Annotated in this window: 13 protein-coding genes; 5 read left to right on the plus strand and 8 right to left on the minus strand. The window is 72.4% G+C overall.

Annotated elements, in window-relative coordinates; all coding sequences use genetic code 11:
- Positions 1-14 precede the first annotated feature (14 nt).
- Positions 15-1364 (plus strand): ribosome biogenesis GTPase Der, encoded by a 1350-nt coding sequence (der, locus tag ACQKQD_RS23230; RefSeq protein ID WP_100252757.1) that lies wholly within the window; start codon positions 15-17, stop codon positions 1362-1364.
- Positions 1365-1487: 123 nt separating this feature from the next.
- On the opposite strand, the gene ACQKQD_RS23235 is transcribed toward der, so the two are convergent.
- The 5 genes from ACQKQD_RS23235 to ACQKQD_RS23255 form a co-directional block, all read right to left on the minus strand.
- Positions 1488-2606 carry a carboxylate-amine ligase gene (locus tag ACQKQD_RS23235; protein WP_427509677.1) on the minus strand — a complete coding sequence of 373 codons (1119 nt, stop codon included), beginning with the start codon at positions 2604-2606 and terminating at the stop codon, positions 1488-1490.
- Between the two features lie 61 nt (positions 2607-2667).
- Positions 2668-3078 carry a dihydrofolate reductase gene (locus tag ACQKQD_RS23240; protein WP_012320823.1) on the minus strand — a complete coding sequence of 137 codons (411 nt, stop codon included), beginning with the start codon at positions 3076-3078 and terminating at the stop codon, positions 2668-2670.
- Between the two features lie 196 nt (positions 3079-3274).
- A complete protein-coding gene (locus ACQKQD_RS23245) occupies positions 3275-4024 on the minus strand; it encodes an SDR family NAD(P)-dependent oxidoreductase (RefSeq protein ID WP_100252759.1) in 750 nt (249 codons plus the stop codon).
- Positions 4025-4088: 64 nt separating this feature from the next.
- Entirely contained in the window at positions 4089-5564 is a 1476-nt protein-coding gene (gene purF, locus ACQKQD_RS23250; RefSeq protein ID WP_091681890.1) for an amidophosphoribosyltransferase, read from the minus strand.
- Positions 5565-5695: 131 nt separating this feature from the next.
- Complete coding sequence (locus tag ACQKQD_RS23255) at positions 5696-6304, minus strand: CvpA family protein (protein WP_056523728.1); 609 nt, start codon at positions 6302-6304, stop codon at positions 5696-5698.
- Between the two features lie 276 nt (positions 6305-6580).
- Here ACQKQD_RS23255 and alr point away from each other — a divergent pair, with 276 nt between their 5' ends.
- Together alr and radA are read left to right on the plus strand one after the other, a co-directional pair.
- Positions 6581-7690, plus strand: coding sequence for an alanine racemase (gene alr / locus ACQKQD_RS23260; protein ID WP_427509678.1), 1110 nt, complete (start codon positions 6581-6583; stop codon positions 7688-7690).
- A gap of 45 nt (positions 7691-7735) precedes the next feature.
- Positions 7736-9172, plus strand: a complete 1437-nt coding sequence (gene radA / locus ACQKQD_RS23265) for a DNA repair protein RadA (RefSeq protein WP_091681792.1) — start codon at positions 7736-7738, stop codon at positions 9170-9172.
- Between the two features lie 106 nt (positions 9173-9278).
- On the opposite strand, the gene moaA is transcribed toward radA, so the two are convergent.
- Positions 9279-10331: a GTP 3',8-cyclase MoaA gene (moaA, locus tag ACQKQD_RS23270; protein WP_427509679.1), complete on the minus strand. Its 1053-nt coding sequence runs from the start codon at positions 10329-10331 to the stop codon at positions 9279-9281.
- 81 nt (positions 10332-10412) lie between these two features.
- On the opposite strand from moaA, the gene ACQKQD_RS23275 reads away from it, so the two are divergent.
- On the plus strand, positions 10413-10835 hold the full coding sequence (locus ACQKQD_RS23275) for a gamma-butyrobetaine hydroxylase-like domain-containing protein (protein ID WP_056523722.1): 423 nt from the start codon (positions 10413-10415) through the stop codon (positions 10833-10835).
- Positions 10836-11008: 173 nt separating this feature from the next.
- Positions 11009-11329 carry a cupin domain-containing protein gene (locus tag ACQKQD_RS23280; RefSeq protein WP_020093808.1) on the plus strand — a complete coding sequence of 107 codons (321 nt, stop codon included), beginning with the start codon at positions 11009-11011 and terminating at the stop codon, positions 11327-11329.
- A 220-nt stretch (positions 11330-11549) separates the two neighbouring features.
- Here the strand turns inward: ACQKQD_RS23280 and ACQKQD_RS23285 are convergent, their stop codons facing one another.
- Together ACQKQD_RS23285 and mdoH are read right to left on the minus strand one after the other, a co-directional pair.
- Positions 11550-12215: a L,D-transpeptidase gene (locus ACQKQD_RS23285; protein WP_427509680.1), complete on the minus strand. Its 666-nt coding sequence runs from the start codon at positions 12213-12215 to the stop codon at positions 11550-11552.
- Between the two features lie 226 nt (positions 12216-12441).
- The gene (mdoH, locus tag ACQKQD_RS23290; protein WP_427509681.1) at positions 12442-14370 is read right to left on the minus strand and encodes a glucans biosynthesis glucosyltransferase MdoH; all 1929 of its coding nucleotides are present in this window, start codon (positions 14368-14370) and stop codon (positions 12442-12444) included.
- Between the last annotated feature and the right edge of the window lie 127 nt (positions 14371-14497).

Below are 14497 nucleotides of genomic sequence, written 5' to 3' on the forward strand. Positions count from 1 at the left end.
TCTCGAGAACCACCATGGATATGCCGACCGTCGCGATCGTCGGGAGGCCGAACGTCGGCAAGTCGACCCTGTTCAACCGCCTCGTGGGCAAGAAGCTCGCGCTGGTCGACGACCGCCCGGGCGTGACCCGCGACCGGCGCGAGGGCGACGTCGCGTTCGGCGGCCTCCAGTTCCGGGTGATCGACACCGCCGGCCTGGAAGAGGCCGACGAGAAGACCCTCACGGGCCGGATGCGGATGCAGACCGAGGCGGCGATCCTCGCCGCCGACGTGGTCCTGTTCGTGATCGACGCCCGCGCCGGCGTGCTTCCGGCCGACCAGCCCTTCGCCGAGCTGGTGCGCCGCGCCGGCTGCCCGGTGATCCTGATCGCCAACAAGGCCGAGGGCGGCGCCGGCCTCGCCGGCGCCTACGAGGCCTTCACCCTCGGGCTCGGCGACCCGATCCCGTTCTCCGCCGAGCACGGCGAGGGCCTGGGCGAGCTGCACGAGGCGCTCAAGGGCGCCCTGCCCCAGCGCGACGAGGACGAGGAGGCCGACGATGACGCCCCCGGCGGCCGCGCCCTGAAGGTCGCGATCGTCGGCCGCCCGAATGCCGGCAAGTCGACCCTGATCAACCGCATGCTCGGCGAGGAAAGGCTGCTCGTCGGCCCCGAGGCCGGCATCACCCGCGATTCGATCTCGCTGGACTGGGAGTGGCGCGGGCGGCGGATCAAGCTGCACGACACCGCCGGAATGCGTCGCCGCGCCCGGATCGACGACAAGCTGGAGAAGCTCGCTGTCTCGGACGGCCTGCGTGCGGTGCGCTTCGCCGAGGTGGTGGTGGTGCTCCTCGACGCGACGATCCCGTTCGAGAAGCAGGACCTCACCATCGTCGACCTCGTCGAGAGCGAGGGCCGCGCCCTGGTGATCGGCCTCAACAAGTGGGATCTGGTCGCCGACCAGCCGGGCCTGCTCAAGCAGCTCCGCGAGGATTGCACCCGGCTGCTGCCGCAGGTGCGCGGCGTCGGGGTCGTGCCGCTCTCGGGTCTCGCGGGCGACGGTGTCGACAAGCTGATGCAGGCGGTGGTGCAGGCCGCCGAGGTCTGGGACCGGCGCGTCTCGACCTCGCGCATCAACGACTGGCTGAACGAGGCCACCTCCCGCAACCCGCCGCCGGCAGTATCGGGCCGGCGGATCAAGATCCGCTACGCCACCCAGGTGAAGAGCCGGCCGCCGCACTTCGCGCTGTTCGGCAACCAGCTCAACGCCCTGCCGAAATCCTACACGCGCTACCTCGTGAACGGCCTGCGCGAGGCGTTCGACCTGCCGGGCACGCCGATCCGCCTGTCCCTGCGCACCTCGCAGAACCCGTTCGACAAGGGCTGATCCGAGCTCCGGTCGTCCTTGCGAGCGGAGCGAAGCAACCCAGTCACGCGCCGCGCTGGTCGAGGTCGCGGCACCCTGGGTCACGTCGCTGCGCTCGTGATGACGGCGCGGATGCGGCAGTTCTCAGCGCGCCGCGTCGGCGATCCAGTCCACCGCGGCCGCCAGGGCGGCGCGCTCGTCCTGACCCGCCGCGAGCGCGGCCTCGTAGGCCGCGATCTGCCCGTCCGCGCTGGTCCCCTCGGCCACGATCGCCCGCGCGCGGGCCACGTCCGCCGCGCAGCCGAGAGCGTCAGCGTCCTCGGCCACCAGCGTGAGCACCGCCTCCAGCGCCTCGGCGAACGGCACGGCCTCGCCGCGCGCCTCGTCGATCAGGGACGCGGCGACGCCGCTGTGCTGGGCGCGCCAGAGGTTCTCCGAGGCCAGCGCCCGCGAGACGCCGTCGAGCCCGGCATGGAGGTCCGGCCGGCGCGCGCACAGGCGCACGAGGCAGCGGAACAGCGCGGCGACGCAGAGCGAATCGTCGAGGCGCGTGCAGGCGTCGGCGATGCGCAGCTCCAGGGTCGGGAACTTGATGGAGGGCCGCAGCGACCACCACAGGAAGCTCGCGTCCGCGATGGCGCCCGACCGGCTCATGATGGCGACGAACCGCGCGTGGGCGGCGGCGTCGGCGAACAGTTCCGGCAGGCCGGTGCGCGGCAATTCCCCGAAGACGCTGAGCCGGTAGGCCCGCAGGCCCGTCGCCTCGCCCTGCCAGAACGGCGAGGAGGCCGACAGCGCGAGCAGCAGCGGCTGGAACGGCAGCAGCCGGTTCATCAGGTCGACCCGGGCGTCGGGGTCCGGAACCTCGACGTGGACGTGCATGCCGCAGATCAGGGCCCGCCGCGCCGCGATGCCGACATCCGACAGGATGCCCTTGTAGCGCGCGCCGTCGGTGGCGGTCTGGCGCGACCAGCGCGCGAGGGGGTGCGTGCCGCAGGCCAGCAGCCGGAGGCCGTTCTCGGCCGCGATCCCGGCGAGCTGTGCCCGCTGGCCGCCGAGGTTGTCGCGGGCGGCCGCCGCGTCGGTGAGCGGCGGCGTGCAGACCTCGACCTGCGCGGCGACCAGCTCGCGGCCCGTCTCCGGGAGCTCCGCCTTCACCCGCGCGTGGAAGGTGGCGAGGTCGCCCCGCGGCGTCCCGCGGGTCTCGGCATCGGCCAGGAAATACTCCTCCTCGATGCCGAAGCGGTAGCTCGGGGCGCTCATCGTGGTCTCCGGAAAACGCGACGCGTGCGCGCCAACGCGCCGGCGGGGACGAAGGTGCCGCTCAGGGCGTCCGCAGCGGCCCGCCGACCAGCCAGGCGGGGTCGAACCAGCGGTCGGCCTCGCCGTCGTAGGGCAGGCGCGTGATGTCCCAGTTCTGGATGTACCGCGCGTAGACGTTCCACACCGCGATCCCGCCGCCGACGAAGATCCGCCGCCCGGGATAGCGCTTGAGCACCGCCTCCGGATCCTCGTGGCTGCGGATCACGTCGATCGTGCGGTCCTTGAAGGCGAATTCGGGCACCGAGGCCACGGTCTTCGGCCCGGCGATCAGCACGTGGCCCATGGTCAGCGCGAAGAAGCGCGTGACGTCCTCCACGAAGAGCGGGTCGGTGTTGCCCTCCCAGGGCAGGTGGCCGTTGAGGCCGAGCTGGCCCCGCAGGCCGATCGCGCAGATGCAGCGGACGTCGATCATCGTGATGAACTCAGAGAGGAAGATCAGGCCCGTCCCATACAACCCCTCATCCCGAGATGCCCGCGCGAGCGGACCGCGAAGGAGGGCTCCAGGGATCGCGCGACCTCCGGGCCGTTCTCTCGAGGCCTCCGCTTCGCTCCGGCACCTCAGGATGAGGCAGGCGGTGGGATGTGCGTTCGAATAACAGCGCAGGGGCTCACTCGGGTGCGCGGAAACTCAGCACCCGGTCGGTGGGGAAATCGTAGAGCTTGCCGGTCTCGGTCCAGTCCGGGGACGCGAGCCGCACGAAATGGGGCGCGAGTTCCTCGGGCGTCCGGAGGGTCTCGGGATCCTCGCCGGGCATGGCCGAGCGGCGCATGCCGGTCCGCAGGGGGCCCGGATTGAGCAGCATGGCCCGGATCGCCGCGCTCTCGTTCTCGGCCGCGTAGGTCCGCACCAGGGCCTCCAGCGCCGCCTTCGAGACCGAGTAGGGTCCCCAGTAGGGCCGGCACTTCGCGGCGGCCCCCGACGAGACGAAGATCGCCCGGCCGGCGTCCGACATGCGCAGCAGCGGGTCGAGGGAGCGGATCAGGCGCCAGTTGGCGGTGACGTTCACGTCCATCACCTGCCCCCAGATCTTCGGGGTGATGTGGCCGATCGGCATGAGCGCGCCGAGGATGCCGGCATTGGCGACCAGGATGTCGAGGCGCTTCCAGCGCTCGTTGATCGCCGCGCCCAGGCGGTCGATCGCGTCGTAGTCGGCGAGGTCGAACGGCACCAGGGTGGCGCTGGAGCCGGCCGCCCGGACGGCGTCGTCGAGCTCCTCGAGGGCGCCCACGGTCCGGGCCACCGCGATGACGTGCGCGCCGGCCCCGGCCAGCGCCAGGGCGGCGGCGCGCCCGATGCCGCGGGACGCGCCGGTGACGACCGCGACGCGGCCTTCCAGGATTCTCTGAGACTCAGCCATGGCGTGGACCTAGCGCATTTCCGCGCGCAGGGGATGTCCGATCGCGCGAAACGGCCGGATCCTGTCAGTCGGCCTCGGCCAGCATGGCGAAGCGCTTCGGGCCGGCGATGGACAGGTCGGTCAGGCCCGTCGGGTAGTCGCCCGTGAAGCAGTGGTCGGTGTATTGCGGGCAGGCCGCGTTGCGCGCCTCCTCGCCCATCGCCCGGTAGAGGCCGGGGATCGACAGGAAGGCCAGCGAATCGGCGCCGATATACTTGCGCATGGCCTCGAGATCGTGGGTCGCGGCGAGCAGCTTCTCCCGCTCGGGCGTGTCGATCCCGTAGAAGTCCGGGTAGGTGATCGGCGGAGAGGCGATCCGGAAATGGACCTCCGCGGCGCCGGCCTCGCGCATCATCCGGACGATCTTCACCGAAGTCGTGCCGCGCACGAGGCTGTCGTCCACGAGGACGATGCTCTTGCCCTCGATCGCCGCGCGGTTGGCCGAGTGCTTCATCCGCACGCCGAGCTCGCGCACCGACTGGGTCGGCTGGATGAAGGTGCGGCCGACATAGTGGTTGCGGATGATGCCCATCTCGAACGGGATCCCGGTCTCCTGCGAGAAGCCGAGCGCCGCCGGCACGCCGGAATCCGGCACCGGCACGACGATGTCGGCGGGCGCCGCGGCCTCGCGGGCCAGCTCCCGGCCGATCGCCTTGCGCACCGCGTAGACGCTCTTGCCGTTCACCACCGAGTCCGGCCGGGCGAAGTAGATGTACTCGAAGATGCAGGGCCGCATCGGCACGGCGTCGGCGAAGCGGATCGACTCGATCCCCTCCTCGGAGATCACCACGATCTCGCCGTTCTCGATGTCGCGCACGAAGCGGGCGCCGATGATGTCGAGCGCGCAGGTCTCGGAGGCCAGCATGTAGCGGCCGTCGAGCTCGCCCAGCACCAGCGGGCGGATGCCCAGCGGGTCGCGGGCGCCGATCAGCTTCTTGTTGGTCAGCGCCACGATCGCGTAGGCGCCCTGGATCGCCTGCAGGGCGTCGATGAACCGCTCGATGATCCGCGGCTTCCGCGAGCGGGCCGCGAGGTGCAGGATCACCTCGGTGTCGGAGGTCGACTGCGTGATCGCGCCGTCGCGCACGAGGTCGCGGCGGATCGACAGGGCGTTGGTCAGGTTGCCGTTGTGGGCGACCGCGAGGCCCCCGCTGGCGAGCTCGGCGAAGAGCGGCTGGACGTTGCGCAGGATCGTGCCGCCGGTGGTCGAGTAGCGCACGTGCCCGATGGCGGCGCGGCCTTTGAGGCGGGCGATCGTGTCGCCGTCCGAGAAGGAATCGCCGACGAGGCCGGGGCGGCGCTCGGAGTGGAACACCGAGCCGTCGAAGGAGACGATGCCGGCCGCCTCCTGGCCCCGGTGCTGCAGGGCGTGCAGGCCCAGCGCGACGATCGCCGAGGCGTCCGGATGGCCGAAGATGCCGAAGACGCCGCACTCCTCGCGGAGCGTGTCGCCGTCAAGATCGAGATCGAAGGTGTCGGTGGAGGCGGCGGCGTGTGACATGGGGCTGTCGATCACTCACAGATCCCGGCGGCGACGGGCCGGCGCGCCGGTCGTCGCGGAAGCAATCCGTACACCACCGGAACCGCTATCTAGGCGTTCCGCGCGACGAGACCTACGGCGAATACCGCAGATCAGCGTCGCGTCGGGGTCGGCGCGGTCTCGGTCCGGCGCTGCGGCGCCGCGTCGGTCTCGGCCGGGGCGTCGGCGGAATCGCTCGGCGGCGCGCCGGTCTTCGGCTTCTTGAACTGCTTGAGGAAGCCTTCCGGATTCTCGGGCAGCTGCGCCACCAGGGCGTCGCCGGACTTCTCCAGCATCGGGCGCGTGCGGGCCTGGGCGGCCCAGTCCGGCACCTTGCCCTGCACCAGCCACGACAGGAACACCCAGCCGATCACGCAGATCAGGAAGCCGCGGGCCGCGCCGAACAGGAAGCCGAGGGAGCGGTCGACCGCGCCGATCCGCGAGTCGAGCACGACGTCGGAGATCTTCACCGTGATGATCGACACGACGATCAGGGTGCCGAGGAAGATCGCCGCGATCGAGGCGACGAGCGCCACGGTGTCGCTGTTCACGTGCTGCTTCACGGTGGGCAGCAGCATGGGGTGGAGCGTCCACGCGACCGCGGCGGCCGCCACCCAGGCGACGATCGCCAGGACCTCGCGGGTCACACCACGCACGGCCGCGAGCAGCGCGGAGACCGCGACGATGCCGAGCACGGCGAGATCCAGGACGGTAAACGGCATCGTTGAGCTTTTTGGTACCCGCGGGGATAGCGCGTCGGCCGTGCGGCTCCCCCGGGCCGCGGCGGATTTATACCAAGCCAGACCTCGGCCGTCACCCTGGCGCGCCCGCCTGATCGCGCGCCTGTGCCGTCCGTGCATCAGACCGTGCATCGGACGCGCCGATCACCGTGGCGCGCGCCGCCGCGCGGAATGCCCGGCTCCACCCGGGCACCGTCCCGGTGCTATGGGTCGCGCCCGGGGTCCGGTCCGCGCGTCCGGACTCCCGGTGGCGAATGGATGGAGGCGTTCCGCGTGTCCGAGGCCGGACCTGTGACGGAGATCGGCGCCCACGGCGCCCGGCTGACGATCGACCTCGGGGCGATCGCGGCCAACTGGCGGATCCTGGCGGCCCGCGGCGCAGGCGCCGACTGCGCCGCCGTGGTGAAGGCCGACGCCTACGGCTGCGGCGTCGGCCGCGTCGGGCCGGCCCTGTGGGCCGCCGGCTGCCGGACCTTCTTCGTCGCGCACCTGTCCGAGGGCGTCGCCGCCCGGGCCGCCCTGCCGGAGGCCGCGATCTACGTGCTGAACGGTCTGCCCCCGGGCGCCGCGGCGGCCTTCGCGGCCCACGGTCTGCGCCCGGTGCTCGGCAGCGTCGAGGAGCTGTCGGACTGGGCAGCGTTCCCGGGGAACCGGCCGCCCGCGGCGCTCCACGTCGATACCGGCATGAACCGGCTCGGCCTGTCGGTGCCCGAGGCGCTGGACCTAGCCGGGGACGCGCGGATCGCGGCGGCCGGGATCGACCTGCTCCTCAGCCACTTCGTCAGCGCCGAGAAGCCGGAGGACCCGGTCAACGCCCGGCAGATCGCCGATTTCGCGCGGGTCCGGGCCGCCTATCCCGGGCTCCGGGCCTCGCTGGCGAACTCGTCGGGAATCTTCCTCGACGGGGCCCGGCACGACCTGCTGCGGCCGGGCTACGCCCTGTTCGGCGGCAACCCGACGCCGGGCGCCGCGAACCCGATGCGCCCGGTGGTGCGGCTGGAGGCGGCGATCGCGCAGGTGCGCGGCGTCGCGGCCGGTGCCACCGCGGGCTATAACGGCCGCTGGACCGCCGCCGCGCCGAGCCGGCTGGCGACGCTCTCGCTCGGCTACGCCGACGGCTTCCCCCGGGCGATCAGTGGCCGCGGCCACGCGCTGGTCGGCGGCGTCCCGTGCCCGATCCTGGGCCTCGTCTCCATGGACCTGATCATCCTCGACGTCACGGCGGCGCCCGCGGCCCGGCGCGGGGCGGAGGCGGTGCTGATCGGCGACAGCCTCGACATCGACGCGGTCGGCCGCGCCGCCGGCACGATCGGGTACGAGATCCTGACCGGGCTGGGTTCTCGGTATGTTCGAACTTATGTAGGCTGACGCGACTCCACCCTGACACGCCGGATCGCCGGCGCCCGGACCCGTATGGCCAAGATCCACCAGACCTTCGTCTGCCAGTCCTGCGGGGCGGTCTACAATCGCTGGCGCGGCCGCTGCGAGGCCTGCAACGGCTGGAACACGATCGTCGAGGAGGCGCCCTCGGCGCCAGGTCAGTCGGGTCCCGCCGCGACCCGGCCGTCGCGCAACCGCGGCCGGGTCTTCCCCCTCGAGGGCCTGACCGGCGAGGCCAAGGAGGCGCCGCGCATTCCCTCGGGGATCGGCGAGCTCGACCGGGTGACCGGGGGCGGCTTCGTGCGCGGCTCGGTGATCCTGCTGGGCGGCGATCCCGGCATCGGCAAGTCGACCCTGCTGATGCAGGCCTCGGCCGCCATGGCGGGCACGGGCGAGCGGGTCGCCTACATCTCGGGCGAGGAGGCGGTCGGGCAGGTGCGCCTGCGGGCCGAGCGGCTGGGCCTGAGCGCGCGCCCGGTCCAGCTCGCCGCCGAGACCAACGTCGAGGACATCGTCGAGACCCTGAGCCAGGGGCGGCCGCCCGCGCTCGCGATCATCGACTCGATCCAGACCATGTGGACCGAGACGGTGGAATCGGCCCCCGGCACGGTCACGCAGGTGCGCTCCTCCGCGCAGGCGCTGATCCGCTTCGCCAAGACCACCGGCACGGCGGTGATCCTGGTCGGCCACGTCACGAAGGACGGGCAGATCGCCGGTCCCCGCGTGGTGGAGCACATGGTCGACGCGGTCGCCTCCTTCGAGGGCGACCAGGGCCACCATTTCCGCATCCTGCGCGCCGTGAAGAACCGGTTCGGGCCCACCGACGAGATCGGCGTGTTCGAGATGACCGACGCGGGCCTCAGCGAGGTGCCGAACCCCTCCGCCCTGTTCCTGGCGGGCCGCGACCATCAGGCGGCGGGCACCGCGGTCTTCGCCGGCATGGAAGGCACGCGGCCGCTGCTGGTGGAGATCCAGGCGCTGGTGGCGCCCTCCTCGCTCGGCATGCCGCGGCGCGCCGTGGTCGGCTGGGACCCGAACCGGCTGTCGATGGTGCTCGCCGTGCTGGAGGCCCACGGCGGCATCCGGCTCGGCAGCCACGACGTCTATTTGAATGTTGCCGGAGGCTTGCGCATCACCGAGCCGGCAGCGGATCTGGCGGTGGCGGCAGCGCTGGTCTCGTCGCTGTCGGGGGCCGTGCTGCCGCCCGAGACGGTCTATTTCGGCGAGATCGGCCTGTCGGGGGCGATCCGGCCCGTGGCGCAGGCCGGCTCCCGGCTGAAGGAGGCGCAGAAGCTCGGCTTCGCCAAGGCGCTGATCCCGCAGGGCCGCGGCGAGGGCGAGAAGGCGCTCTCCGTGGAGACGCTCCGCCACATCGCCGACCTGGTGGCGGGGATCAGCGCGGGCGCGCCGCGGCGGGGATCCGGCCAGCGCGGGCGGCAGCAGGCCCGCTACGCCGACGAGGAGATGTGAGCGCGCCCGTCCTTGCGAGCGCAGCGAAGCAATCCAGGGATGCGCTACGTCCGGGAAGGGCCAGCTGCCCTGGGTTGCTTCGCTGCGCTCGCAAAGACAGAGACGGTCAGCCCCCCGTCACGCTCATGTGCCGCGGCACGGCCGCAGGCCGCTGACGCTCGATGACGAAGTCGTGGCCCTTGGGCTTGCGGGTGATCGCCTCGACCACCGCCTGGGCCAGCACCGCATCGTCCTGGGAGGCGCGCAGGACCGCCCGCAGGTCGGCCGAATCCTCCTGGCCGAGGCACATGTAGAGCTGGCCCGTGCAGGTCAGGCGGACCCGGTTGCAGCTCTCGCAGAAATTATGGGTCAGCGGCGTGATGAAACCGAGCTTCCCGCCGGTCTCCTCGACCCGCACGTAGCGCGCCGGGCCGCCGGTGCGGTCGGGCAGCGGCGTCAGGGTGTAGCGGGTCTCCAGGCGCTGCCGGGCGACCGACAGGGGCAGGAACTGGTCGGTCCGGTCCGCCTCGATCTCGCCGAGCGGCATCACCTCGATCAGCGTCATGTCCATGCCGAGGCCGTGGGCCCAGGCGATCATGCCGGGGATCTCGTCGGCGTTGACGTCGCGGAGCGCCACCGCGTTGATCTTCACCTTCATCCCGGCGGCGCGGGCCGCCGCGATGCCGTCGAGCACCACCTTGAGGTCGCCGCGGCGGGTGATCTCCCGGAACTTGTCCGGATCGAGGGTGTCGAGCGAGACGTTGATCCGGCGCACGCCCAGGCTCGCCAGCTCGTCGGCGTAGCGCGTGAGCTGCGTGCCGTTGGTGGTGAGCGTCAGCTCCTCCAGCGCCCCCGAATCGAGGTGGCGCGAGAGCCGGCGGAACAGGTGCATGATGTCGCGGCGCACCAGCGGCTCGCCGCCGGTGATCCGGAGCTTGCGCACGCCCCGGGCGATGAACACGCCGCAGAGCCGGTCCAGCTCCTCCAGGGTCAGCAGGTCGCGCTTGGGCAGGAACTCCATATGCTCGGACATGCAGTAGGCGCAGCGCAGGTCGCAGCGATCCGTCACCGAGATGCGCAGGTACGAGATCGCCCGCTGGAACGGGTCGATCAGCGGCGCGGGCCCGGCGGGCGCGCCGAGAGCGGACGTCTGCGGCGTCAGGGAGCTGTCATCGAGCATCGTCCGGCATATGATGCCACCGGCGGTCGCGGGCAAGCCGATCCCGCGCCGCAGTCCCGGATTGCGTGAGGAGTGTGACCCGTGAGCGAGGATCTGTGGCCGACCGAGATCCGCCTGTCGGCCGACCGGCGGGTGCTCAACGTCGCCTTCGAGGACGGGGCGCGCTACGCCCTGCCGGCCGAGTACCTGCGGGTGTCGAGCCCCTCGGCCGAGGTGCAGGGCCACTCGCCGCTGGAGCGGAAGGTGATCGGCGGCAAGCGCGCCGTGGCGATCCTGGCGGTGGAGCCGGTCGGCAACTACGCGGTGAAGCTCGGCTTCGACGACATGCACGACACCGGCATCTACGGCTGGGGCTACCTCCACACGCTGGGCCGCGAGTACGAGACGCGCTGGAACACCTATCTCGGCGAGCTCGCCGAGCGCGGCCTCGACCGCGAGACCGCGCGCACCGCCCCGGTAAAGCAGGGCGGGGGCTGCGGGTCGGGCTCGTGCGGCTGCCACTGAGGGCAGCCGCTCCCGCTCACTCCGGCCCCGAGCCTCGTCTTTGCGAGCGGAGCGAAGCAATCCAGAGTGGCGCCACGATTTTCGGCGTCGCGCACCCCTGGGTCGCTTCGCTGCGCTCGCGATGACGGCGGAGTCGAGCCGCGCACCTGTCAGCCCGCACCTTCGGAGCCGCCATGGCCTTCGCCTGCACCATCCCCGCGACGCCCACGATCCAGCAGGACGACGCCGCCGTGCGCATCACCCGCTGGGACTTCCCGCCCGGCGGCGTGACCGGCTGGCACGAGCACGGCTGGCCCTACTTCGTGGTGATGCTGGTGGACGGGATCCTGCGCGTCCACGACGGCGCGGCGGTCAGCGAGACGGCCCTCGCGGCCGGGCAATCCTACATGCGCCCGGCGGGCATTCGGCACGACGTGATGAACGGGTCCGACCACCCGATCGCGTTCGTCGAGATCGAGGTGAAGCGTCCGGACGCGCTGGTCACGCTGCCCTGATCCGGTTTCCGTTTGAACGCTTCGGTTGATGTGCCTATCCCGTCATCACGAGCGAAGCGAAGTGACCCAGGGCAGCGCGACCTCTGCAGGGGTGGCGCCGCTGGATTGCTTCGCTCCGCTCGCAAAGACGGCCGCGCCGAAGCCATCAACCGGAAACCCTACGAAACGCGAAAAGGGCCGACCTCGCGGCCGGCCCCCTCGTCGAAGCTCCGAAAAGGAATCAGCGCTGGACGATGACCTTCGTGCCGACCTTGGCGCGGGTGTAGAGGTCCGTCACGTCGTCGTTGGTCATGCGGATGCAGCCCGACGAGACGGCCGTGCCGATCGTCTCCGGCTCGTTGGAGCCGTGAATGCGGTAGATCGAGCCGCCGAGATACATGGCGCGGGCGCCGAGCGGGTTCTCGAGGCCGCCCTTCATGTAGCGCGGCAGGTCGGGCCGGCGCTTCAGCATGGTCGACGGCGGGCGCCAATCCGGCCACTCGCGCTTCATCGTGATGGTCTGCACGCCGCCCCAGGTGAAGCCCGGCCGGCCGACGCCGACGCCGTAGCGCAGGGCCTGGCCGCCGCCGAGCACGTAGTAGAGCCGCCGCTCGGCGGTGGAGACGACGATCGTGCCGGCGCCGTAGGGGCCGTTATACGCTACCGTCTCGCGCGGGATCGCCGACATCTGCGGGACCGCCGCGTCGGCACTCAGCGGGTCGGCGGGGTTCAGGGAGGCGTTGGCCACCGGCACCGCGACGGTCTCGACGGCCTGCGGGCGGACGCGCACGGTGAGCGCGTCGTTCAGCGGCTGGCGGGTCAGCGGATCGATCTCGTAGGCCAGTGCCGGCGCGGCGCAGGCGGCCGCGCCGAGAAGCCCGATCAGGGCGGGGAGAAAACGACGCATCAAAGCCTCTCGGGGCAGGCGCGGACTATGGCGGGAACGCGGCGAAGACCGCGGCACGATGCCGTGCCGATCCTCGCCAAGGGGTAAACGCTCGCGCCTCAAATCCAAGCCTCAAACCGCCCGGCCGGGGCGGTTCCGCCCGCCCGTGACTCGATGGCAACACTGTGGCAGCTTGGCCGTAAGAGCCGGGATGACGGGCGCGGATCCGCGCGTTCGCGCCCCCCCGTCAGGCCTCGTCGGCGGCGAGCCAGATCGCCGGCTCGCGCGCGGCCGGGCGGAGCGGGGCCAGCGCGGCGGGCAGGCCGCGCAGCTGGGCGAGTTCGGCGAGCTCCGGCGCCTGCGCGGTGTCGTCGGCGTTCAGGAACAGTCCCCGCGCCCGGGCGGCGCGGCCGAGATCGGCCCGGCTGGTCCAGACGCTCTGGGCCGGGCTCGTGAGCAGCGCCAGGGCGACCGGCGCCAGCCAGAGGGCGAGCCACGGGTTCCCGACGAGGACCAGGGCGAGCACCATCAGCGCGCCGACCACCACGGCGTCGGCCTGGAGCCGGAACGCCTCCGCCCAGGAGACCTGCCGGTCGTCCCGGTCCTGCGTCTCCCAGCGGACCACCCGGCCGAAGAAGGTCGAGACCACGGCGCCGGCGGTGAACAGGGTCAGGACCGGCCACAGGATCACCCACACCGCCTGCTCCAGGGCGGCGCTCGCGAGCAGCGCCCGCGCGCCGCCGAAGGCCGCCCGGCGCTCCGCGGAGGCGAGGACGTGGCCGAGGCTCAGGAGCTTCGGCAGGGCCAGCACGGCGACGCTGAGGGAGGCGAGCGCGTGGGCGGCGGCGCCCTGCCCGGTCAGCCCGTAGGCCAGGAGGCCGAGATCGCCGGTCCGGGCGGCCTGCCACGCGGCGAGGCCCAGGAAGGCGATCCAGAGCGGCAGCACCCCGTAGGAGAGGATGCCGACGAGGAGGTGCCAGCGGCTCGCGCCGTGAAGGCCCGCCCAGGGCAGCACCCGCAGGTGCTGGAGGTTGCCCTGGCACCAGCGGCGCTCGCGGCCGAGCAGGTCGACGAGGTTGGTGGGCATCTCCTCCCAGGTGCCGCCCATCTCGGGCAGCAGCCGCACCTCCCAGCCGGCGCGCACCATCAGCGCGCCCTCGACGATGTCGTGGCAGAGGATCTCGCCGCCGAGCGGCTCCCGGCCCGGGAGCTTCGGGAGCTGCGCGTTCTCCGCGAAGGCCTCGACCCGCAGGATCGCGTTGTGGCCCCAGTAGCTGCCCTCCGGGCCCTGCCAGGTCTCCAGGCAGCGCAGGGCCAGCGGCGCGTAGAGGCGGACGGCGAATTGCTGGATGCGGGCGAAGAGCGTGTCCCGGCCGGCCGCGTACGAGACGGTCTGGATCAGGCCGGTGCGCGGGCTCGCCTGCATCAGCCCGACGAGCCGGCCCATGGCCGCGCCGGTCATCAGGCTGTCGGCGTCCAGCACGATCATGAAGGCGTACTCGCCGCCGTAGGTGCGGCAGAACTCGCCGATATTGCCGGCCTTGCGGCCGACATTCTCCGTCCGGCGCCGGTAGCGGATCCGCGGCAGCGCCGGGTCGGAGGCTGCCCAGGCCTGGATGCGGGCGTACTCGTGCTCCTCCACGGCGGCGATCGCGCCGTCCCGTGTGTCGGAGAGGACGAAGATGTCGATGCCCCGCGCCTCGGCGCGGGCGAGCGACCGGGCCATCACCCGCAGGCGGGCGAAGACCGCGACCGCGTCCTCGGCGTGGATCGCCACCACGGCGGCGGTGCGTCCGGCCCCGGCCGGCACGGCGCCCGCCTGCCCGGAGCGGCGCTCCAGCGCGGACTTCGCCCGGTCGCCCAGGAGGGCCGCGACGAACCCGTAGACGTACTGGCAGGCGACGAAGGCCTGCCAGCCCATCACGAGGCCGAACAGCACCAGGACCGCCCAGGCCAGCGGGCTGACACCCGCCGGGTAGGCGAGCGCGGCGAGCCAGACGAGGCCGCCGGCGGTGGCGAGGCTCGGGACGGCCAGGGCGAGGCGGCGGGCGCGCAGGGCGCCGCGCGGCGCGTCGGTCCAGACCTCGCGGCAGGCTGCGTTCTCCGACGGATCGGGTATGGCGGGAGCCGCGTTCCGGTGCGACCGCTCGGCGGAGGAGGTGACGCGTGACGACATGGCGCGAGGAACTCGACCGTGGAAGGCTGCCGGCCGCCCGGCCGTGCGGGGCCGGGAACCGATGACCGTGGATACCGATGTGCGGGGTGAGGATACGGAGCCGAGCCGGCAGCCCAGGCTGCCGGAA

This window comes from Methylobacterium sp. NPDC080182 (assembly GCF_050281105.1).
Lineage (GTDB): Bacteria > Pseudomonadota > Alphaproteobacteria > Rhizobiales > Beijerinckiaceae > Methylobacterium.